This window comes from Gracilibacillus ureilyticus, assembly GCF_900111195.1.
In the GTDB taxonomy this organism is placed as follows: Bacteria; Bacillota; Bacilli; order Bacillales; family Amphibacillaceae; genus Gracilibacillus; species Gracilibacillus ureilyticus.
Genome location: NZ_FOGL01000003.1, coordinates 137,910 through 159,489, shown reverse-complemented (window position 1 = coordinate 159,489; position 21,580 = coordinate 137,910). Strand labels below are relative to the sequence as shown.

Here is a 21,580-nt window from a genome sequence, read left to right as displayed (position 1 = left end):
TCTATTAAGAAAAGTTTACGACAAAACAGAGATGATTATTAGACACATCTGTCAGATATTCAATATGACATTTGTCATATTCTCATATCAAACTGAGGATTGATTATTTTTTAATATTTGCGGATCTTTTCGTAAAATCTACTCCCTGATAATAGGTGTTCTTCACTAAAATATTCGGACCAAGGCACTTGACTGCTGGACAATGGCAATTGAGTGACTTCGCTGTTTTCGATTGCATCCACGTAGAATATGCATCTTGTAACGGTGTAGTCTGAATGTTACCTAAAGAAGGTTCTTCCTCATCACCAAAATCTGTTACAATCACTTCCCCGGAAAAAATATTAACATTTAACCTTGAGCGGCCGTCAGGGTCATTTCTAACCGTTACATTCTTTTCACGGTAAAGTCTTTGTAATAACGCCAATTCTTTCTCATTTTTATTGCAAGGGTAGAAAGGTAATGTGCCAAAAAGCATCCAAATATCCTGATTACGGTGATTAAGCAGTCTCTCAATACCCGTTTGCATCTCTTCCAGTGATAATGTTTGCAGATTACTGGCGAAATCTACCGGATACATCGGATGGACTTCATGTCTTACACACCCCATCTCCACAATATGATCATGGATTTTTTCCAAGTATGGATAAGTCTGTTTATTTAACATCGTTTCCGCAGAGACCATTACACCTTCCGCTGCTAACCTTTGAGAATTCTGTACCATCGTATCAAAGTATCTTTTCCGATTTTCTTCGCTTGGCTTTCTTTCCATATTTGCAAAACCTGTTTCAGCAAATTCCTCGGGCGTTCCCCAATTATGGGATATATGAAGAACATCCAGATAAGGGGTAATCATTTCATACCTCGAATAAGGTAAGGTTAAATTGGAATTTATCTGTGTACGTACACCACGCTCACAGGCATATTTAAGTAATGGAACAACATATTCCCGAACAGATTTTTTGGACATCATTGGTTCTCCGCCTGTGATGCTTAATGTGCGTAAATAAGGTATTTCGTCAAGCCTCTTTTTTAATAATTCGAACGGTAATGCCTCAGGATCCCGATCTCTTAAAGTATAACCTACCGCACAGTGAGCACACCTCATATTACATAAGTGTGTTGTAGTAAATTCTATATTGGTTAACATCATTTTCCCATAATCTTCAATATCCATATAGGCTTCCCACGGGTCATACTCCGGGGTAATTTGTGTCAATGTATCTATTGATGTCATTCAAAGAACATCCTTCCCTTAGTCGATTATATAAAAATGAATAAATCTATTAATCTTCCTTATTCTATCAAACTTTCCGTTCCGATGCCCAGAAGAAAATGAAGATATGATAGCTGATCAACATATCGAGTGAAACATACCCTTTTACAAATTTATTCATTTCTCTTCTTTATATTCGTTAGTCGAAAGGCGAATATAAACCAAATTTTACATAAACTTAACAATATATTCATAATAGTAATTTATACTGAATATAGTCATATAGTACGATAGAACTAATTACCTAAAATGCATTATAACAATGACTGACGGATTTCTAATTTGTTTACAGCAAAATGGAGGAAGCAAAATGAAAATTGAGATTGGTGATATTGTCGAGTATGCTGTCTCGGTAAGTGCCGATACAGCTAATAGTGAAATAGACCAGCTTTTCAAAAACAATATTCATACACACGGAATTGTAATAACTGAAGAGGAGACACCGACCGGTATTATAACAAGGACAGATTTTTATCAAAAACTCGGTTCATTATATGGATTTAATTTGTATATTAACAGACCTGTTTCTCTTCTGATAAAAGAAGATATTCTTTGCTTTGATTATCACACCTCTATCATCGATGTAAGTGAAAAAGCAATGGACCGGAGTTCGAATGAATTATATGATGATATAATTGTTACAAGAGAAAATCAGTTTTACGGGGTAGTATCTATTCGATCGTTATTAATGACATTTGCCAGTATACAATCTCAAGTCGCTTCATCATTGAACCCACTCACAAAACTGCCAGGTAACCGCATCATCGATGAACACATCCAGGCATTACCCGCTAAAGAGAAGTACACTGTTCTTTATATTGATCTGGATCATTTCAAGGTATATAACGATATGTACGGTTTTGCTAAGGGAGACAGGATTATTCAGGAAACCGCATCCATATTACAAGCACATGCCCATCCATATCAGGCATTTGTCGGTCATATCGGAGGAGATGACTTTATTGTTATTTTATATAGTTGGGAGTGTGAGACCCTATGTGAGGAGATTATCAACACATTTGACCAATCTATCGCCTCTTTCTATACCACTGACCACCAAGAACAAGGGTACGTGCTTGCAGAGAACCGAAATGGCATCATCGAAAATATTCCACTTGTTTCTATTTCTATTGCCGCAGTATCTAATCAATTTAACTTCTTCAAGAATGGGGATGAGATCGTATATAGTGCGACAAAAATCAAAAAAGAATGCAAGGCGATAAAGTGCAGTTGTTTTATCACGAATGAAACGGTAAATTACAGCTGATTGACGAAAACAGGGAGGTCTGTCAGCCGGTGACAGACTCTCCCTCCAGTTTACATCCTTACAATTATTCTGCCTTTTGCCTTTCCTTCAAGTAATGATGGAAGAGCATTCGGCAATTGCTGTATCGTTACTTCCTGCTGGATTAGTTCATTTAATTTGTCAGGCTTATAATCTGTTGCTAACAATGTCCATACTTCCTGTCTCGTATCCATTGGACAATATACTGAATCAATTCCTTGCAAGTTAACACCTCTCAATATAAACGGGAAAACAGTTGCAGGGATTTTGGCACCACCTGTTAAACCGCTAACTGCAACTGTTCCTCCGTATTTAATTTGAGAAAGCACGGAGGATGACTGTTCACCGCCTACAGGATCAACAGCACCGATCCACCTTTGCTTGTCTAGTGGTTTTAATTCACCATTGTAAACTGCTTCTCTGGATATAACAGAGGCTGCGCCAATACTTTTTAAATAGTCATGCGAGCTTTCTTTACCCGTACTTGCTTCCACCTCGTAACCTAACTTAGAGAGGATAGAGACAGCAAAACTTCCAACACCACCAGTAGCGCCTGTTACTAACACTTTTCCTTTATCAGGAGTAATGTCATTTTGCATAAGACTCCTCACCGACAATCCTGCTGTAAATCCCGCAGTACCGATAACCATTGCTTCCTTTAATGTCAATCCGTCCGGCAAGGGAACAACCCATTTTGCCGGAACTCTTGCATATTCACTATAACCTCCAAAATGGGAAACACCAATTTCATAACTGGTTGCAATCACCTTATCTCCTGCTTTATATTGCGGATCTGTGGACGATTCTACCACACCTGCCAGGTCTATCCCAGGCACCATCGGGTAGTTCCTTACAATATTACCGTTTGGCACTGTCGCGAGGCTGTCCTTATAGTTAACACCGGAATAATGGACTTTCACAAGCACTTCTCCCTGTGGCAAGTCATCATGTGATAATCGTTGTATATTTACTGAAAATTGATCTTCTTCTTTATTTACCACTAAGGCTTCAAAAGTATTATCAGACATTATTATTCCTCCTGTGTAAGTGTTGACTTATTTATCATAATACTAAGCAAAATATCGGTGGTTTACAAATATTTAAAACGACCCAAATTCTCAATGAGTATTTATGCCATTTTATATTTCCCTTTCTGAATGAACCTATTAAATATATAGCGAACAATTGGCCCCATGATTAATAATTGCAATGGAAAAGCAACAATAAAATTTTTCATAAAGATAATTCCATATGCACTAAGTATTCCTCTGCCATCCATTCCTTGACCAAGGAAAGACATAATCAGCCCAAACGCAGACATAAAAAACACCATTCCAATAATCATAGAAGTAGACATACATAACACGAACAGTGCCTTGTTTGACTTGTCAAAAGGTAATCGCAGGGTCAATTTCTTAGCAATAGGCCCGACAATATATAAATCTAATAAGAGTGCCAGAATAAATCCAATGAAGACCTCTACTAGTACATTTTGCATTGTCAATTGCTCCAGATTCCCCATCATTAAGAGATTATAAGTGGCCATCACTGCAACCATTCCAGAACACATAATGAGACCGAATAGAAAGCTTTCTTTTTTATTTGTTGGCATAATATTCATCCTTTCATTTTTAGATGATCAGTATATCAAAATAATTTTTTTATCATAAGTGAACATTCTGTGAACATTTGTTAAGGAATAATTATGCTCAGGTTTTCCTGATTGGTTTTACAATTATGATTGACATTATCTATTCATTTGCATAAACTGGAATTAATCGATTAGGAAAGGGTGAACCTTAGGCCAATGAAGTTATAATCCTGTTTTCTCGTAATATTTTCATAAAGCTTCTTCCTGTAATGAACAACGGGAGCAGTCTGTCTTTATGGTTAATATTCAGAATAGGATTATACAATTCCTAAGGCTCAGTAATTTTGTCACTATTTTTGTGCCCTTTAACGGTATCTGTATGTCTCCTGTTCTGACTCAGAATATGGAGACTTTTTTATTTGTCTCCAATCTAAAGGAGCGATCTAATATGCTTTTACAAGTTAAACAGCTTGTCATTTCTGTGCCATCGCGAACATTAGTGGAAGTGGATTCATTGGAAGTACATGAAGGTGACCGGATAGGATTAGTCGGAAAGAACGGAACTGGTAAAACCACCTTCCTTCATGTTATTGCAGGGCAAATGGAACCTGAGCAAGGGGACATCATTTCCTACACGAAAATGGAACTGCTGCCACAGCTAAAACAACAGCAGGGTAATAAAAGCGGTGGAGAAGTTACTCAACAATATATTCAACAGTCATTCTCCAATCAAACCGGTCTATTGCTAGCGGATGAACCTACAACCCATTTGGATGCGAAACATATTGAATGGGTGGAGCAAATAATTAAAAAGTGGCAGGGTGCGTTTATTGTTGTATCCCATGACCGTGCATTCCTGGATGCCGTTTGTACAAAAATATGGGAAGTAAATAGTGGAACCATTCGTGAATATCAAGGTAATTATCAAGCTTACCAGAATCAAAAACAACAAGAACTACATCAGCAGGAACAGGCATACGAAAATTACCAAACGAAAAAGCAACAGCTTGAGCGAGCACTAGCACTAAAAGAGCAAAAAGCGAACCGTGCAACAAAAAAACCAGCACAGACTAGCCGGTCTGAAGCTAAAATCACCGGGGCTAAACCTTATTTTGCCAAGAAACAGAAAAAGTTACAGCAAACAGCGAAAGCAATAGAAACACGTCTAGAAAAGATCGAAAAAGTTGAAAAACCTTATACAGAGAAACCTCTACAGATGGATCTGCCAAAACAGGAGAAAATAAAAGACCGTAATTTAATTCAAATCAGGCAACTTAGCGCGAAAGTGGGAAATAAGATACTTTGGAAGGATGCAAACGCCCTGATAAAAGGCGGGGATAAAGTAGCGGTAATAGGTGAAAACGGTTCAGGGAAAACTACATTTATCCGTAAAATTATTGAAAACGGCCCAGAAATAGCTATCTCTTCTGCATGTCAAATTGCATATTTTAATCAGGATCTTTCCCTGCTTCACTTAAATAAATCGATTATCGAAAATGTCAGAGAAACTTCCACATACGATGAAACTCTTATTAGAACAGTATTAGCAAGACTTCATTTTTTTAAAGAGGATGTGTATAAGAAGATTGACATTTTAAGTGGCGGGGAGAGAGTAAAAGTTGCCTTAGCCAAGCTGTTTCTCAGTGAAAGCAATACATTAATCCTTGATGAACCGACCAATTTCCTTGATGTGGAAGCAATGGAGGCCCTCGAGAAATTGCTCACCGATTATGAAGGCACATTAATTTTTGTTTCGCATGACCGGAGATTTGTTGAAAAGATTGCCACTAAAGTTATTTCAATTGAAAAGCAGCAAATGCATTATTTTGCAGGCACTTATCACCAATGGAAGAATAGAAAAACAGTAAAGAATGATAGTTTAGCGGAACAGAAATTGTTAATCGAAACAAAAATAACTGACACCCTAAGCAGATTAAGCATGGAACCATCCGATGCGCTGGAAAAAGAGTTTCAGGCATTATTAAAAGAGAAGCAAGCACTGGAAGGACGCTGAGACAAAGTATTGTCATATACCATATTCGGAATGATCATGTAAATTACACTAGCGATCTGCCGGAGTGCTGTATAAACTTAACATACTTTTGGGTGGAACTAAATAGTTAGGTCCCACCCTCTTTTCAATCAAACAATATCTTACACTTTTTCCCGATGAATCTTAATAAATACTAACAGTGAGAGAAAAGCTAATACAGAACCTGAAAAGAAAGGTAGGAAAATGGGCGTTATATTAGTAATGGTATAAAGAAAACCGCAACCGATGAAGCCAAGTGAAATAGATAGAATCGGGTGTGTTAACATCAGATTAGCAGCCTTTTTAAGTGTGGAGATAATATCAGCTTGTAAATAATTAGTACTGCTGCATACTAGCAAATGGTAAACAAAAGCAAAAAAACATAAAACAATAAATAGATATGTTAATGCGGAATTCCCCAGATTGATAACATAGAATAAATCAATTAAAAGGAATGACCAAAGAACAGTAAATATCCCACCTATTTTCATGCTCCTTTTATAATTTTTCTTAAAACAGAGCCAGAACTCTCGCAAAATTTTTACATCCTCTTTTTTTATAAAAAGATCCACAATGGAAAAGAGTGCAGCATTTGCCGGATAAAAAACAAATGGTAAAAGTAGTAACATCAATCCTGCAAGTATTACGATAACCCCAAGATTATCCGCTAACAGCAAATTAAATAAAAGGAACACCAGAGGAAGGTTGAAAATGACCCATATTATGTTTACTGATGTATATCGGTAAATCCAGTCTGCAATCATATAAAAGCTGCTAAACACCCCGGAATTTTGCATTTTTATCCCCCTTCTATTCGTTCGAAAATATTTTTATCGATTGGTTTGCCTTCATGGTAATATCCAGGTATCCCTTTCCATATGCGGATTTCGTAACATCCCCATCACTAATCCACACAAAATCATTTAAAAACTCTGGCAAACATAACGTGATTTCTGTTTTTCTTTCGGAAAAGATTTCTGTTGAAAAGGTACCCTCCGGTACATTCCAGTCAAAGCTTATTCTTCCGGAAGTGAAACGAAAGTCACTAACACGCCCTGCCAGCCATTCATCGGGCAATGCCGGCAGTAGTCTGATGAGACGGGGGGATACATAAAGCAACATTTCCTGAACTGCATTTACTATCCCCAGATTCGCATCGAGTTGGACTGGAGCATAATTGATATCCATGGACAAGCCCATATTGCGCCAGTCATTATGGACAGTATACAAGTTATTGAGCAGACAGGAGCGGGACAGATTATCGAGACATTGCAATGCTCGATTACCATCTTCTAATCTTGCGTAAATACTAGCCATATGCGCAAAAGACCAGCCGGTTTGTGCCCCAAGTTCCCTTTTCTCTACTGCCTTTCGAAACCCGTTGTAGAGCTGGTTATTCTCTTCTTTCACCACTTCCTGTGCGGGAAAGACCGGATAAATATGTGAGAGGTGTCTATGCTTGTCATTATCATGAAAATGATTATCCATCCATTCTTTAACTGATCCATCCTCGTTCAATTGATACTCAGGAATTCTTTTCAGCATATCTGTCCAAATATTGATCTCTTCCTCATTTGGCGTAACATGCGAACATCCCTCGATTAAATTTTGCAGCAGCTCCTTCATCACAGCGAAGTCCATTGTTGCATTAATTGTTGATGGCATAGGGTGCGGTACCAGCTCTTTACAATCCGGCATATAATTTGCCGGTGTGTTTTCAGGTGAAACAGAAGGGTAATACTTGTACAGCCCATTGTTATCAATAATCAGGAAATCCTTATAAAATCTCGCCACCTCTTTCATAAAAGGAAGTACCTTCTCTGTCAAAAATGCTTTATCCCCACTGAATTGGTAGTATGCGTAAAAATGCTGAGCTAACCAGCCTGCTGCAGATGTCCAGTTCATAATAACCGGAACGAGCTGATTCGGCTTCCCAATCCCGGGTGTTGTTCCTGCAGGTATATAGATTCCCCGACAGCCAAACAACTTTTGGGCATTATCACGGAAATCATCCATTAAACGAATATAATAATCTATTAAGGAATGGTTCAATTCTGATAATCCACCAACGTTGGTGTGCCAGTACATCATCTGAATATTTTCATTTGCCATCCGGTGGCTCCACATTAATTGATAATCTCCATGCCAGAGGCCATACATCCCAAAAGGCTGACCCTCTGATTTTGTCCCTGAAATAAACAGATAGCGGCCAAATGCCCATAATTTCTCTATTAACCTTTTTGATATTTTCCTTCTATATGCCTGTAACAGCATTTCTTCGTTTAAATAGTTATCCTTGCCTGTAGTTAATTGCAAGGAAGATGAGAAGTATAAAGGCTGATAAAATTGCAGATGTGCTGATAACAGATCTTCATAATTTTCATTCAGATTACATAACTCTCTTTTTAACAGGGACCATTGCTGTTCATTATCCCCATGGATAAAAACTTTTACAAGTACAGTCAGACGGCTGGTGTCAACACACTGAAGCATTCCATCATCCGTTTCGTTTAAGAATCCATCCTCTGCTATTATTTTTGCTACAGCCCCAAAATCTTCGCCATCTTCATTCGTTGCTTTATAATACATAAAGTTATCTTCTACTTGTATTTTCACTGTCTCCAGCAATTCTTCATATCTGTCTTTCATATTGACTGAGTCGGTCGGATGCAATGCAAATCCTAATTCTGCAAAAAGTGCATCACTTTTATCAGTCTCAATCTGATAGACAATCACATTGTCAGCATGTGAGACAAATAAATGTCTGCTAAACTTCACGTCACCTTCTTTCCATGTCACCCCAACCTCACCTGTTTCCATGTTAATCCCCCGACAATATTCACTGAACGCTTCATCACAGGGCATTTCTATACAGAGGTCTACTAATGGCAGCGGATTGGCTAACTTAGAGAAATAACCTTCCTTCTTCACCTTATCTGTTAAATGCCAGTTGGCCTTGTGGTATTCCCCCTGATCCATTAATGCCCTTGTTTCTGTCAACGTATGACTCACATCAGGCAAATCACCAATTACACCTAAATGCCATAATTCTGAATGATTGATTAAGATTGTCTCCTTTTTAATCGCTCCATAAACCGCTGCACCAATCTCTCCATTTCCTGCCGGGAGCGCTTCCCGCCACATATTTCTCCACCATGAAGCTGGATATTGTAAAAGCAGTTTATTCCGATCTGCCACATTATTAAACATCATATCAAGCCCTTTCTTTGTCCATTAGGGAAAAATCATATATATGCTTGAAAACCCTCTGCTTGAATGTTCCAATTCTTTTTTGGAAATCCTGGATATTCTCCATCACCGCTTCCATCCCAGCCTGCAATCATCATCGCAATGGCAATTAATAATCCACCATTGCCAGGTAAGTATGCCGTTAAACCCGGTCTTTGATAATTATGTCCATTTGGTAAGTACGTATTTTTTACAGCCTTCATTAATAAAAAATCAACTGCCAGCTCCGGTTCACCTAACCGGGCTGCTGTCATGGCACACATCGGAAAATCCCAACCCCAAGCTGTATTCCATTGCCACTGAACCTTTACTCTATTCAATGTATTTTTCATTATCTTCTCATCTATCAATGTTCCGCTTAGCATTCCCCGTGCTGCCACCATGGAAGGATGATCATGGTTTTTATCAGAAAAAGTATTATCGCAATTTTCATGGGCAAGATAGACATCATCAAGTACACGAGGCTTCTTTAGCTTGCCTGCAACCTGAATCCATTTCTCATCAGGTTCATCGCCTAACCTCTCTGCCCACTTTACTGCCGTTTCCAATCCATACTTCCAGTACTCTAACTCATATGGCGGATTTTTCGATTCCTCCATTCGGTGACATTCCTGAGCAGGTATAAGGGGCGGACCTAAAACAAAAGCTTCACTTTCCTCCTCCCATTTAGCAAAATCAGCCATGAAATTAGCAGATTCAAAAACTATTTTTTTATAGTGATGAAGGACAGCTAGTGAGTGACTATCACGATAGACCAGCTCAGCCAGCATAATAGGATGCGGCTGCTGCCATATAAGACCCGGAGCTACAGGTGAAGGGCTCTGTCTGCCATCTGCACCGACCATTTTCGGCCATCTTACCCCGTCATAACCTTGTTTCGCAGCGAGCTCTCTGGCGATTGGCAGGATTGTTATATACCAATTCAAACTTTTGCTTAGCCTGTCTGCCCTGCCCCATAGCGGAAAATGGGCAGCATGCCACCAATGCATTTCAAGGTGAGCCTTACCGAACCAGCTGTTGTACATCAGCCCTGTTTCTTGCGGCGGTATTTCGCCACTGCTGTGGATGGCCGTTAAATACTGTGACAAAATAACTCTGCGCTCTAATTCCTCAGCTCTTTCGTCAGAACTGCCTTCAAAGGAAACAAATGCCCCGTTCTGCCAAAAATCCTCCCAGAAAAGTCGAGTATCCATCATTATATTTTCCAAAGACTTTACCGCGATCTCTTCCTCATGACAATACGTAACAGTAAAGCTGTATTCATTGGATTCTGGAGGTATTAACTGATACTGATGAGTGTCCACTTGCACAAAATCCGCTCCATTCAACATCCATCCTACAAAATAGAAATCCTCATCCATTTCCCGTTTTAACCGGACTTGCTGTTTATTGCGGCTCACTGTGTAAGTATGGTGTCTATTCTGATGGTCCCAGTTCAGATTGGTAGCTTTATCCCAGGAATGATGGCTGATATCCGGACATGGAAATGACTGAATGATTCGGATTCTTCCTTTTTGTAATAAGGTAGAGCTTATCGTTACTCCGACCGTATCGGAATCAGAGTCACATACTGTTTTCACAATCACTTTCTCACCTTGAACTTTATAACAGCTCGTGACAATGCCTGACCATAAATCTAATTCCTGATTTATCTCAGTTATTTTACTTGAAGGAATTTCCATTCCGTCTTCACCGATAAACTGAAAGGATATTTGGCCAAGCTGTACTCTGTGCGGGTTCTGCCTTAACCAGTGATAAGCTTCTTCTTTATTTCCAGGAAGCATAGGGTAAGGTACCTGACGTCCGTCATGGTCATATAATTGATACTCTATATCACTATCAAGGTAATATCCTTTTCTTCTGCTGTAATGCCATCCCCAATTCGACTCGGTACCTAATGGGGTTTCATAAAGGTGGGGAAACGATTGTAATCCTGTAAAATCCAGGCTAAAGCCAAAACTGCCATTTCCAATCGAAAGGGGGGATAATGGCTCTACTGACTTTATCTTTGGGTTATGCTTCTGCACAATACGTTTTCTATCCAAATTACATACCTCCTTTTGCAGTCTGTTCGATATTTTCCATCACTGCATTTACTCGTCGATATTTCCCCGGGGTCATATCATGGTATTCACGGAACTTGCGGATAAAGCTGTTCTCATGCTGATAACCAATCTCTACGGCAATGTCTGCGATTTTTTTATCTGTATCTATTAATAACTGTTCCGCCCGTTCCATTCGTAATCTGGTAAAATAACCATAGATTGTATCATCTATTTCTTCTTTAAACCATTGACTGGCAAGGCTGACACTTATTCCGACAGATTCTGCTATCTCAGGGATGCCAATTGGTTCGTTTAAATGGTCTGTCATATATTGAATCATTTTCTTACACATAATATATTTCTTTGATTCATTGAGTTTTTTTATTTTTTCAATCTTTTCTGTGATAATCTCATTCAACCAAACAGAAATATCACCAATATCCATTGTTTCCCATTCAAAATCTGCAACGGCGGCTTCCTTATGGTGCTCTTCCCAAACTTCTTCCTTTACTTTTTTCATTAAATGCAATACCTGTCTCGGGTGAAGCCTTTCTTTCACAATGCGATGGCGTAAATGATTAATCATTTCTACCTGCTGCATGGGCTCTGCTCTAGTAAAAGATTTTAATAATTGCTCTTCATCAGTTAAAAACCCTGTATTCCCTTCGGTCTTTTCTGAAAGCATATATACCTTTCCGTATCCTTTCAATAATCGGTATTGCAAAGCTGACTCGGCCTGGAGCATTGCTTCTTTTACATCCTTAACAGGAACACAACCTCTGTTTACCCCTGCCGATACTGTAAATTTTAGTATACCCTCCACTTTTGTAAGCGCTATCCTTAAATGGTTTACTAAGCCTACCTTTTCATCAGTTGGCTGAATAATAAATATCATCTTATCTGCACCTATATCAACAGCTTCCACTCGGAAATGGGTTGACAAAACTTCTGAAATAATATTTGCCATACCAGACTTAATAACAGGGTGGTAATTTGGAGTTACTTTCTTCCTCCATCTCGGATAATTATCAATCGACACGACAAGTAAATGGACAGCCTCATTATTCCACTCAGCAAAGTATGTCTGCCATTTTTCTGTAATTTCCTTTTTATTAACTAGCTTACCTATATAAATATCATATATAAATTTGGATTTTGCCTCTATCTTCACTTTATTAATTAAATGTGATAAATGTTTATGGTCAATTACCAGGTCATCAATAATATTCTCTAAATATAGTAAATCGCGCTTATATTCTTGCTGTTCATCTACCGAGAGTAATTCTTTTAATCTGCGGATTGGTCTCAACTCAACAGAATGAATATAGAAAATAGCGATCCCGCCAAGCACCAGGGCAATTAAAGATACAGTAAAAACTACATCCCTTATTGTTTTCGATTTAGCCAAAACACTCTCCTGTGATACTACAGATACATACTTCCAGCCAGTATACCGGGATGCTATCTGATTTGTTAATAAAATCTTATTATTATAACTGATATCCATTAAGCTGCCATTTTTTACTTTTTCATTAACATACTCGACCGTCTCTGTATCGAATACATGATTATTTGTTTTATAAAGAATGGTGTTATTCTGATCAACGATATATTGCATACTGTTAGATTGAGGTTCACTCGAAGACTTCAATTTAGAAAAAAGCTCTTTTTCATCTAAGTTTATCGCAATGAGTCCTATCGCTTCACCTTGTGTGCTAACTTTTCGAAATAGTGAAATGTTTGAACCTTTATGCTTTGCTCCATCTGGCAATGTACGGTATTTTACAATCATTGGGGTATTTTTTAACTCATTAATGACATTCGTCCATTCCGCATCATTGAAATTGGCACTGCTTGAACTGTAGCCTTGAGGAATTGCGACAAAGCTGTCTTCCTTTAGATTATAAACATAAATACTTTTGATTACTGATGAATTTTGGGTAATGGTTGTTAGTTTATTATAAATAGTTCTTACATTCCGATAAGAACTTTGCCCATTATTTGTGAGAAATTGATAAACATTCTGGTCAAGCGCCAACTGCACAGCAATCTGATCGGAATCAAGAATGTACTCGTCAATATAGTTTTTGTTAATTTTAAGCATTTGCTGCTGTGGTTCATTTAATTCCTGCTTCAATACCTCTTTTGATGTGTAATAAGAAGAAAATCCTACTGTGAGAATAATAAAAATAACCAATACCATTAACAGAAACAGCAATCTCGTTTGAGTATCAGATAATTTTCTCCTAAGCACATTGGTTATACCCTTCTTCATCAACCCACCTGCCTTTGTCTCTCAGTTTTTCTTCTTATTATAGTATATGACAGAATTCTTTGGTAAATAATCTAAAAATAGTTCACTCCTTCTCTTTTAACATAGAGAAGGAGCGGATTGACTACTTTGCGGTGTCATACCATTCCTGAACACGTTGTGTTACTTCTTCGCCACCTGACTGATACCATCTGTCGACAAATTCATCAAATTTCTCAATCGGCCATTCACCGATGACGATTTTTGTTAAATACTCTTGGAACAACTTATGCGACTGAATATCTGGATATCCTTCATATACGGTTGAAGGCAGCCCGTCTCCCGCGATTCTCCTCGCATCTGCCTTGCTTACCTCAAAGATATCTTTCACCATTTCCTGTTCTTCTTCAGAGAAAGAGTTTTCTATTCTAATATTCATTGATTCGTCTGTCGTTAAATTTAACATTCCTAAAGCAAGCGGCTTATCGTCTGATGATGGAAGTAATACTTTCTCACCGTCAACTACCTCATGCTGTACTCCTTCAATACCATATTGTACAAAATCTGCATTCGCTGGATCATAGAAGAAATCAAGCAGCTTTAGTGAGTTAATTGCATTGTCTTCAGAGGCTGCCGGAATCATCCATTCAGGCTCGCCCATACTTTTTTGGGTAATAAAACCGTCAAATCCCTCCACTTCAGGAAGTGGCATACCAACAACATAAGCATCCGGGGCACCTTCTTTCATTGCAGCATATCTTTCTTTTAAGTTTGCCGGAAGGTGATACCAGCTGCCAACCAAATTGTTATTAATCTTAGCTGTCCATACATCACCCTTGTTCAAAAATGTTTCATTATCAAGTAAACCCTCTGCATATAAATCCCGAATAAATTTGATGGCTTCTTTCATATTTTCTGATGTTCCAGCATAATTAATCTCACCATTATAAATATCCCATTCCGGATAACCTTCCCACATCGCGACACCAAACATGGCAAATAAATGGTCCATCCACCGGCCGAATTCCCTTCCACTTGTAGGCAGCTCATCCTGCTGTCCATTTCCATTCGGGTCCTGATCACGAAACGCAATCAACATTTCTTTATAATCTTCGATGGTTTCGGGCATCTCTATCCCTACAGCATCCAGCCAATCCTGTCTTAATAGAGCCGCACGTTCAGGGATTAAATAGACTTTTGGTACGTAATATATTTTCCCGTCCGGAGAGGCTGACCGGACAATATTCCATGCTTCTTCAGGAATTCTCTCCCAAACGTTTGGAGCATACTCTGGGAGCAAATCATCCAGTGCTAATGCGCCGCCCTGATTAATCAGTGTTTGTTCCACCCCGCCTATTGGTCTCAAAATATCAGGGAAATCTTCAGATGCGATCATTAGATTGATATACTCAGCAGGCTCCGAACCTGGTGGTGTTGTCATTAATTGATACTCCACACCTGTCTTATCTTTTACATACTGCACATGTGGATCATCACTTTCTGGAATAGTACCTTTCCCCATATGACTTTTAAACACAGTAACCGTCGCTCCCTCTTCACCTGACTCTGCCGTCTCCTGATCTCCTTCCGTATCATCTTGCGTCTCACTTGCATTCTCATTGGAAGAACAACCAATCAGGAAAAATAAAAACAGTCCAGCTGCCAATAAAAAATAATACTTTCTTTTCATTCTGGAAAACCTCCCTTGTAGTTTTTCATATCTATTCTTTTAATGAACCAAGAACTGCTCCTTTAACAAAATACTTTTGCAAATATGGATAAACGATAACAATAGGTATGGTAGCAAATATTATTGTAGCCGCTTTCAAAGTGGTTGTATTAAAATCGAAATCTCCCATAATCAGGTCAACTGCTGCCAGTTCTTCTTCTGAAGTAAAAAATGCTCTTAACCTCATTTGCAATGGCCATAAATCTGGATTTCTTAAAAAAAGTACCGCAGTCTTGAACGTGTTCCAGTAACCCACCGCATAAAACAAACTAATTGTTGCTAATACAGGCTTCGATAATTGCAAATATATCTGGAACAATAACCGGAACTCATTACAGCCGTCTATGCGTGCCGCATCATCGATATCTTTCGGAATACTCATAAAAAAGGTTCTAACAATAACCATGTTAAACGTGCTGACTAACCCAGGAATAATTAAAGACCATATAGAATCCATTAGGCCAACTTCTCTAACCGTTAGAAAAAAAGGGATCATTGGTGCATTAAAGATCATTGTAATTACCATCATTAGCATGACAGGCCTTCTCAGCATAAATTCTTTACGTGATAATGGAAACGCTGTCAATACAGTGAATAACATACTTAGAAAAGTTCCTGCAACTGTAATAAACACTGTTACACCGAATGCTCTCCACAGTACTTCATTTTGGAGAATATGCTGCCATGTCGCTAGTGTAAATTCCACAGGGATCAGAAACACTTCTTTGGAATCCGCAGCGATAGGCGAACTAAATGAAACTGCCAGCAGATGGATGAGTGGTGCGATCATTGTTGAGGCTAAAACTAGCAACAACGTATAATTAACTACCTGAAATAATCTCTCTCCTATAGTTAGTTTCATTTACCACAACCCCTGTTCTGATTTTCTTGCAAGCCTGTTAAAAATCCATAGCAGAACAAAGCCGATAACAGACTGAAATAATCCGATTGCTGTTGTTAAACTATACTGACCTTGAAGTACCCCGGCCCTGTATACATATGTTTCAATAATATCACCAACAGAATAAGTCATTGGTGTTAAAAGATTATAAATCTGATCAAAACCAAGCTCGAGGAAATTACCAATATTTAATAAAAACAGCACAGTAATTGTTGGCAGCATTAACGGTAATGTTATATAGAGCGTTTGTTTAAACCGATTTGCCCCATCTATTACTGCTGCTTCATAAAGACTTGGGTTAATTGCTGTTATTGCTGCTAAATAAATAATCGTACCCCAGCCTACTTCTTTCCAAATACCAGAAATTACTACAATGGATCGGAAATAGGATTCTTCCTGCATAAACAGTATTGGTGCATAACCAAACATTTCCCTAATGGCATTGACGATCCCTTGATTTGCCAGCAATTCGAACACAATTCCCCCAACTACTACCCATGAAAGGAAATGTGGAAGGTAAAATAAACTTTGCACAGTTTTTTTTACAATGAGTATCCTTATCTCATTAAATAACAGAGCTAAAATTATCGGTGCCGGAAATTGAAAGATTAATTGATAAAAAGCTATCAATGCTGTATTTCTTAATACCTCATGAAAATCTTCATAGTTATACAGAAAACGGAAATTTTCAAATCCTACCCAAGGGCTTGCTAATATTCCTTTGAAAATCTGGTAATCCTGAAATGCTATTACACTACCCATCAATGGAATATACTTAAAAATAATGTAATAAATGATTCCCGGCAAAATCATCAGATACAACACCCAGTGTTTCCTGATATTTTTTACCAGACGACTATTTATCAACTGCTGATTATTACTTTTTTTACCGGCTAACGTGTCGGCACGCTCCGCCATATGCTCCCCCCTTTCTTATCTTTGGATTCATCATATCGTCATGTGAAGGAAATGCACAATCAACCATTTCTACAATCACTATTCATTTCTTATTTTCCGTTTCATATCAATGATTTGTTCAGCCTGTACGGAAATGGTTAGTTCTTATAATGCACTTAAAAAAGACTGCATCACCAACAATTCCTAAGTTGATGATGCAGTCAGTTTCATTACTTTATACCCTCAGCCTCGGTTTGAGGATATTAATAGCTTAAACAAAAAAACCGAGCCCAGCAAAATAGGCTCAGTTTTCCAGAAAGAGTTTTAACCTTTATTTTTATTATATACATCGAACCCTACTGCAATCAACAGTACCATACCTTTAATAAATTGCTGCCAGTCAATTCCAATACTAATCAATGACATACCATTGTTCATCACACCCATAACGAGACCACCAACAATGGATCCAATGACCGTACCAACACCACCAGCCATTGAGGCACCACCGATAAATACAGCAGCAATTGCATCAAGCTCTAACATGTTTCCAGCTGCTGGAGTGGCAGAATTTAACCTTGCAGCAAACATCAATCCAGCTAATGCTGCTAAGACACCGTTGTTTACAAATACCCAGAAAACAACACGTTTGGTCTTAATCCCTGAAAGATCCGCTGCCTTCTTATTACCACCAGTTGCATAAATATGTCTCCCCATAACGGTATTCTTCATAATGAATGTGTAAGCAATAATTAAAACAAACACGATTATAAGAACTGTTGGAATACCTTTATTTAATGCCAATTGATAAGCAAACCAATTAATAACAAGGATTAGTGCCACTAATTTCACTAAAGTAACCCATAATGGCATTACCGTAAACTGATATTGAATTTGTGTTTTTCGTTTATTGAATTCCAAATACACAAGTACTACTGACAAAATGATTGATAAAACCATTGTGGTAATATGCAATCCTCCAGAACCAAACAGGTCCGGAATAAAGCCACTGCTTATCTTCTGAAAGGAGTCCGGGAATGGTGCTAAAGATTGACCATCCAGTAAATAGAGTGTAAGACCCCGGAATATTAACATACCGGCAAGTGTTACTATAAATGAGGGAATCCCTACATAAGCAATCCAGAAACCTTGCCATACACCGATAAGTGCCCCTGCTACAAGAGCAATAACAACAGCTGCCCATACTGGTACATTCATATTGATGATCAGCACGCCAGCGATCGCACCAATAATTGCAACTACAGAACCAACCGATAAATCAATATTTCCTGTAATAATGACCAATACCATTCCGACAGCTAATACTAAAATAAACCCATTTTGTAAGATTAGGTTCGTTAAGTTAAGTGGTTTCAAATTGACTCCATCTGATAAGAAAAAGAAAAGCCCTGTTATTAAAATTAATGCAATAACCATACCGTATTCACGCATATTATTGCGGAATAAATTAACGATTGTCTGCATGACTAGTCCCCCCTGCTCCTGTCATGTAACGCATTACATTCTCCTGATTTGCTTCATCACGCATCAATTCACCTGTAATCCGTCCTTCATTCATTACATAAATACGATCCGAAAGGCCGAGCACTTCCGGTAATTCTGATGAAATAACTAACACAGCTAAGCCCTGTTCTGCCAGTTCATTAATTTGTGTATAGATTTCAAATTTTGCACCTACGTCAATACCTCTAGTTGGCTCATCCAGAATTAAAACATCAGGTTCAGTAAAAATCCATTTACTAAGCACAACCTTCTGCTGGTTTCCACCGCTCAAATTTCCAACAACCTGCTGAATGGAAGGAGTTTTTATATTTAATTTCTCCCTTAATCCCTGTGCCTCTACTATCTCCTGATTTTCATTAACAACAGTGTTTTTCGAAATACGCTTTAAGTTGGACAATGTGATGTTGTGTTTAATATCATCTATTAAATTTAACCCGTAAGTTTTACGGTCCTCTGACACGTAAGCAATTCCTGCCTCGATTGCCTGGCTTACCGTATTTGCCTGCACTTGTTGACCATTCTTATACAATTCGCCGGAAATTTTGTTACCATATGTCTTGCCGAACATGCTCATTGCAAATTCCGTCCGGCCTGCACCCATTAAACCAGCAATTCCTACAATCTCCCCGCGTTTAATATGAATATTCACATTATCAATTACTTTCCTGTCGCTATGCTGCGGGTGATAAACGTTCCAGTTCTTCACTTCAAACAATACATCCCCAATATTTGGATTGCGGTCAGGGAAGCGACTTGTCAATTCACGACCAACCATGCCTTTAATTATTCGTTCCTCAGATGCTCGCTCAACACTTGTATCCATTGTTTCTATCGTTTGCCCATCACGTAATACCGTTATCGAATCTGACACTGCAGAAACTTCATTTAATTTATGGGAGATTAGAATAGAGGAAATTCCTTGCTTCTTCAAATCTAGCAATAGCTTTAACAGGTTTTCACTATCCGTCTCATTCAATGCTGCAGTAGGTTCATCAAGGATTAGCAGTTTTACATTTTTAGAGAGTGCCTTCGCAATCTCTACTAACTGCTGTTTACCTACCCCAATGTTCATAACCGCTGTCTCTGGAGAATCCTTCAATCCTACTCTCTCGAGAAGCTTTTTGGATTCCGAGAACGTTTCCTGCCATTTTATTACTTTACCTGAATGTCTTTCATTTCCAAGGAATATATTTTCGGCAATGGATAAGTAAGGACTAAGGGCTAACTCCTGATGTATTATTACAATCCCTAACTCTTCACTTTCCTTAATATTTTTAAATTGGCATTCCTGACCTTCAAACAGGATTGATCCCTCATATGATCCATGGGGATAAACTCCACTGAGTACTTTCATTAACGTAGATTTACCTGCCCCGTTTTCACCTACCAATGCATGGATTTCCCCACGCTTCACTTGCAAATTCACATTATCCAGTGCTTTTACACCCGGAAATTCTTTTGTAATATTTTGCATTTCCAGTATAAATTTGGACATGATACTCACCACCTTCAGGAGATTACATCATATAACAGGTTTAGTGGTGATCGGGACCACCACTAAACTCATTATTTATTGAAGTTCGTCTTCAGAGTAGTAGCCGCTGTCGATAACTACTTCCTGGTAATTATTAATATCTACAGATACAGGTTCTACTAGATATGTTGGAACAACTTTTACTCCATTATCATATGTTTCTGTATCATTCACTTCTGCTTCTTCACCTTTCAAAATAGATTCCGTCATGTTTACAGCTACTGCTGCTAAATCACGAGTATCTTTAAACACAGTTTGAGTTTGTTCTCCTGCAATGATAGATTTAATTGATGCTAATTCAGCATCTTGTCCCGTAATTACAGGTAATGGTAAATCATCTGAACCATAACCAACCCCAGTAAGTGCCTGAATAATCCCACGGCTAATTCCGTCATATGGAGATAAAACTGCATCAACAGTCTCCCCACCTGAGTAAGAACTGCTTAAAATATTCTCCATACGTGATTTTGCTGTATTACCATCCCAGCGCATTGTTGCCGCTTGTTCAAAATCTGTTTGACCACTCTGTACAACTAGTTTTCCTTCATCGATATATGGTTGTAACACACTCATTGCGCCATCCCAGAAGAAGTATGCATTATTATCATCTGGTGAACCGCCGAATAATTCGATGTTGAATGGACCTTCTGCATTTGGTAAGTCAAGCGCTTCTTCGATATATGATGCTTGTAATACCCCTACCTGGAAATTATCAAAAGTTGCATAATAGCTTACATGTTCAGATTCCATGATTAACCTGTCATAAGAAACCACTTCAATTCCTTGTTCATTTGCTTTCTCTAATACATTGGTAAGTGCAGTACCGTCAATTGAAGCAATAACAAGAGCTTTTGCCCCTTTTACAATCATGTTCTCAATTTGCTCAATTTGCTTATCTACATCATCTTCTGCATATTGTAAATCTGTTTCATAACCTAATGCCTCTAATTGCTCTACCATGTTGTTCCCATCGTCTACCCAGCGCTGAGAAGATTTTGTCGGCATCGCTACACCTATTAAACCGCCTTCTGCTGCTTCTCCGCCATCCTCAGAGCCTCCCCCTGACGATTCTTCTCCGCCGCCACAAGCAGCAAGGAATAAGATAAGACTTAAAAATAGTGCAAGTAAACTAAACTTTTTCATAAATGAATCCCCTTTCATTTCTTTATTCATATTCTTTCTTGCTTAGTTATACTGTACACCAAACTTCCAATGTAAGGCTTTACATTTATTTAAACAGTTTTTATAAAAAATTAACCTGTTCGTTTT

General features: G+C 38.3%; 15 protein-coding genes. 2 read left to right on the top strand and 13 right to left on the bottom strand.

What is annotated here, in order from left to right; genetic code table 11:
* Positions 1-103 precede the first annotated feature (103 nt).
* A complete protein-coding gene (gene yfkAB / locus BMW36_RS05130; protein WP_089739709.1) occupies positions 104-1,234 on the bottom strand; it encodes a radical SAM/CxCxxxxC motif protein YfkAB in 1,131 nt (376 codons plus the stop codon).
* A gap of 349 nt (positions 1,235-1,583) precedes the next feature.
* Here yfkAB and BMW36_RS05125 point away from each other — a divergent pair, with 349 nt between their 5' ends.
* Complete coding sequence (locus BMW36_RS05125) at positions 1,584-2,540, top strand: diguanylate cyclase domain-containing protein (protein WP_175480356.1); 957 nt, start codon at positions 1,584-1,586, stop codon at positions 2,538-2,540.
* Positions 2,541-2,590: 50 nt separating this feature from the next.
* Here BMW36_RS05125 and BMW36_RS05120 read toward each other — a convergent pair whose 3' ends face one another.
* The gene (locus BMW36_RS05120; RefSeq protein WP_089739704.1) at positions 2,591-3,586 is read right to left on the bottom strand and encodes an NADPH:quinone oxidoreductase family protein; all 996 of its coding nucleotides are present in this window, start codon (positions 3,584-3,586) and stop codon (positions 2,591-2,593) included.
* 101 nt (positions 3,587-3,687) lie between these two features.
* The gene (locus BMW36_RS05115) at positions 3,688-4,170 is read right to left on the bottom strand and encodes a DUF2798 domain-containing protein (protein WP_089739701.1); all 483 of its coding nucleotides are present in this window, start codon (positions 4,168-4,170) and stop codon (positions 3,688-3,690) included.
* A gap of 427 nt (positions 4,171-4,597) precedes the next feature.
* On the opposite strand from BMW36_RS05115, the gene BMW36_RS05110 reads away from it, so the two are divergent.
* Positions 4,598-6,163: a Vga family ABC-F type ribosomal protection protein gene (locus tag BMW36_RS05110; RefSeq protein ID WP_089739699.1), complete on the top strand. Its 1,566-nt coding sequence runs from the start codon at positions 4,598-4,600 to the stop codon at positions 6,161-6,163.
* A gap of 140 nt (positions 6,164-6,303) precedes the next feature.
* On the opposite strand, the gene BMW36_RS05105 is transcribed toward BMW36_RS05110, so the two are convergent.
* The 10 genes from BMW36_RS05105 to chvE form a co-directional block, all read right to left on the bottom strand.
* Positions 6,304-6,978 carry a YesL family protein gene (locus tag BMW36_RS05105; RefSeq protein WP_089739697.1) on the bottom strand — a complete coding sequence of 225 codons (675 nt, stop codon included), beginning with the start codon at positions 6,976-6,978 and terminating at the stop codon, positions 6,304-6,306.
* A gap of 13 nt (positions 6,979-6,991) precedes the next feature.
* The gene (locus tag BMW36_RS05100; RefSeq protein WP_245711591.1) at positions 6,992-9,394 is read right to left on the bottom strand and encodes a glycosyl hydrolase family 95 catalytic domain-containing protein; all 2,403 of its coding nucleotides are present in this window, start codon (positions 9,392-9,394) and stop codon (positions 6,992-6,994) included.
* A 32-nt stretch (positions 9,395-9,426) separates the two neighbouring features.
* Positions 9,427-11,475, bottom strand: a complete 2,049-nt coding sequence (locus BMW36_RS05095) for a glycoside hydrolase family 65 (protein WP_089739693.1) — start codon at positions 11,473-11,475, stop codon at positions 9,427-9,429.
* 1 nt (position 11,476) lies between these two features.
* Positions 11,477-13,750 carry an AraC family transcriptional regulator gene (locus BMW36_RS05090; protein ID WP_089739691.1) on the bottom strand — a complete coding sequence of 758 codons (2,274 nt, stop codon included), beginning with the start codon at positions 13,748-13,750 and terminating at the stop codon, positions 11,477-11,479.
* A 121-nt stretch (positions 13,751-13,871) separates the two neighbouring features.
* A complete protein-coding gene (locus BMW36_RS05085; RefSeq protein WP_089739689.1) occupies positions 13,872-15,416 on the bottom strand; it encodes an extracellular solute-binding protein in 1,545 nt (514 codons plus the stop codon).
* A 31-nt stretch (positions 15,417-15,447) separates the two neighbouring features.
* Entirely contained in the window at positions 15,448-16,317 is an 870-nt protein-coding gene (locus BMW36_RS05080; protein ID WP_089739686.1) for a carbohydrate ABC transporter permease, read from the bottom strand.
* Positions 16,318-17,169 (bottom strand): ABC transporter permease, encoded by an 852-nt coding sequence (locus BMW36_RS05075; RefSeq protein ID WP_425431923.1) that lies wholly within the window; start codon positions 17,167-17,169, stop codon positions 16,318-16,320.
* Positions 17,170-17,577: 408 nt separating this feature from the next.
* The gene (mmsB, locus tag BMW36_RS05070) at positions 17,578-18,738 is read right to left on the bottom strand and encodes a multiple monosaccharide ABC transporter permease (RefSeq protein WP_089739682.1); all 1,161 of its coding nucleotides are present in this window, start codon (positions 18,736-18,738) and stop codon (positions 17,578-17,580) included.
* Positions 18,722-20,272, bottom strand: a complete 1,551-nt coding sequence (gene mmsA, locus BMW36_RS05065; protein WP_089739681.1) for a multiple monosaccharide ABC transporter ATP-binding protein — start codon at positions 20,270-20,272, stop codon at positions 18,722-18,724. The genes mmsB and mmsA overlap by 17 nt, the downstream gene beginning before the upstream one ends.
* 75 nt (positions 20,273-20,347) lie before the next feature.
* Positions 20,348-21,454, bottom strand: a complete 1,107-nt coding sequence (gene chvE, locus BMW36_RS05060; protein WP_089739679.1) for a multiple monosaccharide ABC transporter substrate-binding protein — start codon at positions 21,452-21,454, stop codon at positions 20,348-20,350.
* Between the last annotated feature and the right edge of the window lie 126 nt (positions 21,455-21,580).

Excerpts from the sequence above, each read along its gene's own strand:
- yfkAB (WP_089739709.1), bottom strand. The coding sequence starts at position 1,234 with ATGACATCAATAGATACATTGACACAAATTACCCCGGAGTATGACCCG.
- BMW36_RS05125 (WP_175480356.1), top strand. The coding sequence starts at position 1,584 with ATGAAAATTGAGATTGGTGATATTGTCGAGTATGCTGTCTCGGTAAGT.
- BMW36_RS05120 (WP_089739704.1), bottom strand. The coding sequence starts at position 3,586 with ATGTCTGATAATACTTTTGAAGCCTTAGTGGTAAATAAAGAAGAAGAT.
- BMW36_RS05115 (WP_089739701.1), bottom strand. The coding sequence starts at position 4,170 with ATGCCAACAAATAAAAAAGAAAGCTTTCTATTCGGTCTCATTATGTGT.
- BMW36_RS05110 (WP_089739699.1), top strand. The coding sequence starts at position 4,598 with ATGCTTTTACAAGTTAAACAGCTTGTCATTTCTGTGCCATCGCGAACA.
- BMW36_RS05105 (WP_089739697.1), bottom strand. The coding sequence starts at position 6,978 with ATGCAAAATTCCGGGGTGTTTAGCAGCTTTTATATGATTGCAGACTGG.
- BMW36_RS05100 (WP_245711591.1), bottom strand. The coding sequence starts at position 9,394 with ATGATGTTTAATAATGTGGCAGATCGGAATAAACTGCTTTTACAATAT.
- BMW36_RS05090 (WP_089739691.1), bottom strand. The coding sequence starts at position 13,750 with ATGAAGAAGGGTATAACCAATGTGCTTAGGAGAAAATTATCTGATACT.
- BMW36_RS05085 (WP_089739689.1), bottom strand. The coding sequence starts at position 15,416 with ATGAAAAGAAAGTATTATTTTTTATTGGCAGCTGGACTGTTTTTATTT.
- BMW36_RS05080 (WP_089739686.1), bottom strand. The coding sequence starts at position 16,317 with ATGAAACTAACTATAGGAGAGAGATTATTTCAGGTAGTTAATTATACG.
- BMW36_RS05075 (WP_425431923.1), bottom strand. The coding sequence starts at position 17,169 with ATGATTTTGCCGGGAATCATTTATTACATTATTTTTAAGTATATTCCA.
- mmsB (WP_089739682.1), bottom strand. The coding sequence starts at position 18,738 with ATGCAGACAATCGTTAATTTATTCCGCAATAATATGCGTGAATACGGT.
- mmsA (WP_089739681.1), bottom strand. The coding sequence starts at position 20,272 with ATGTCCAAATTTATACTGGAAATGCAAAATATTACAAAAGAATTTCCG.
- chvE (WP_089739679.1), bottom strand. The coding sequence starts at position 21,454 with ATGAAAAAGTTTAGTTTACTTGCACTATTTTTAAGTCTTATCTTATTC.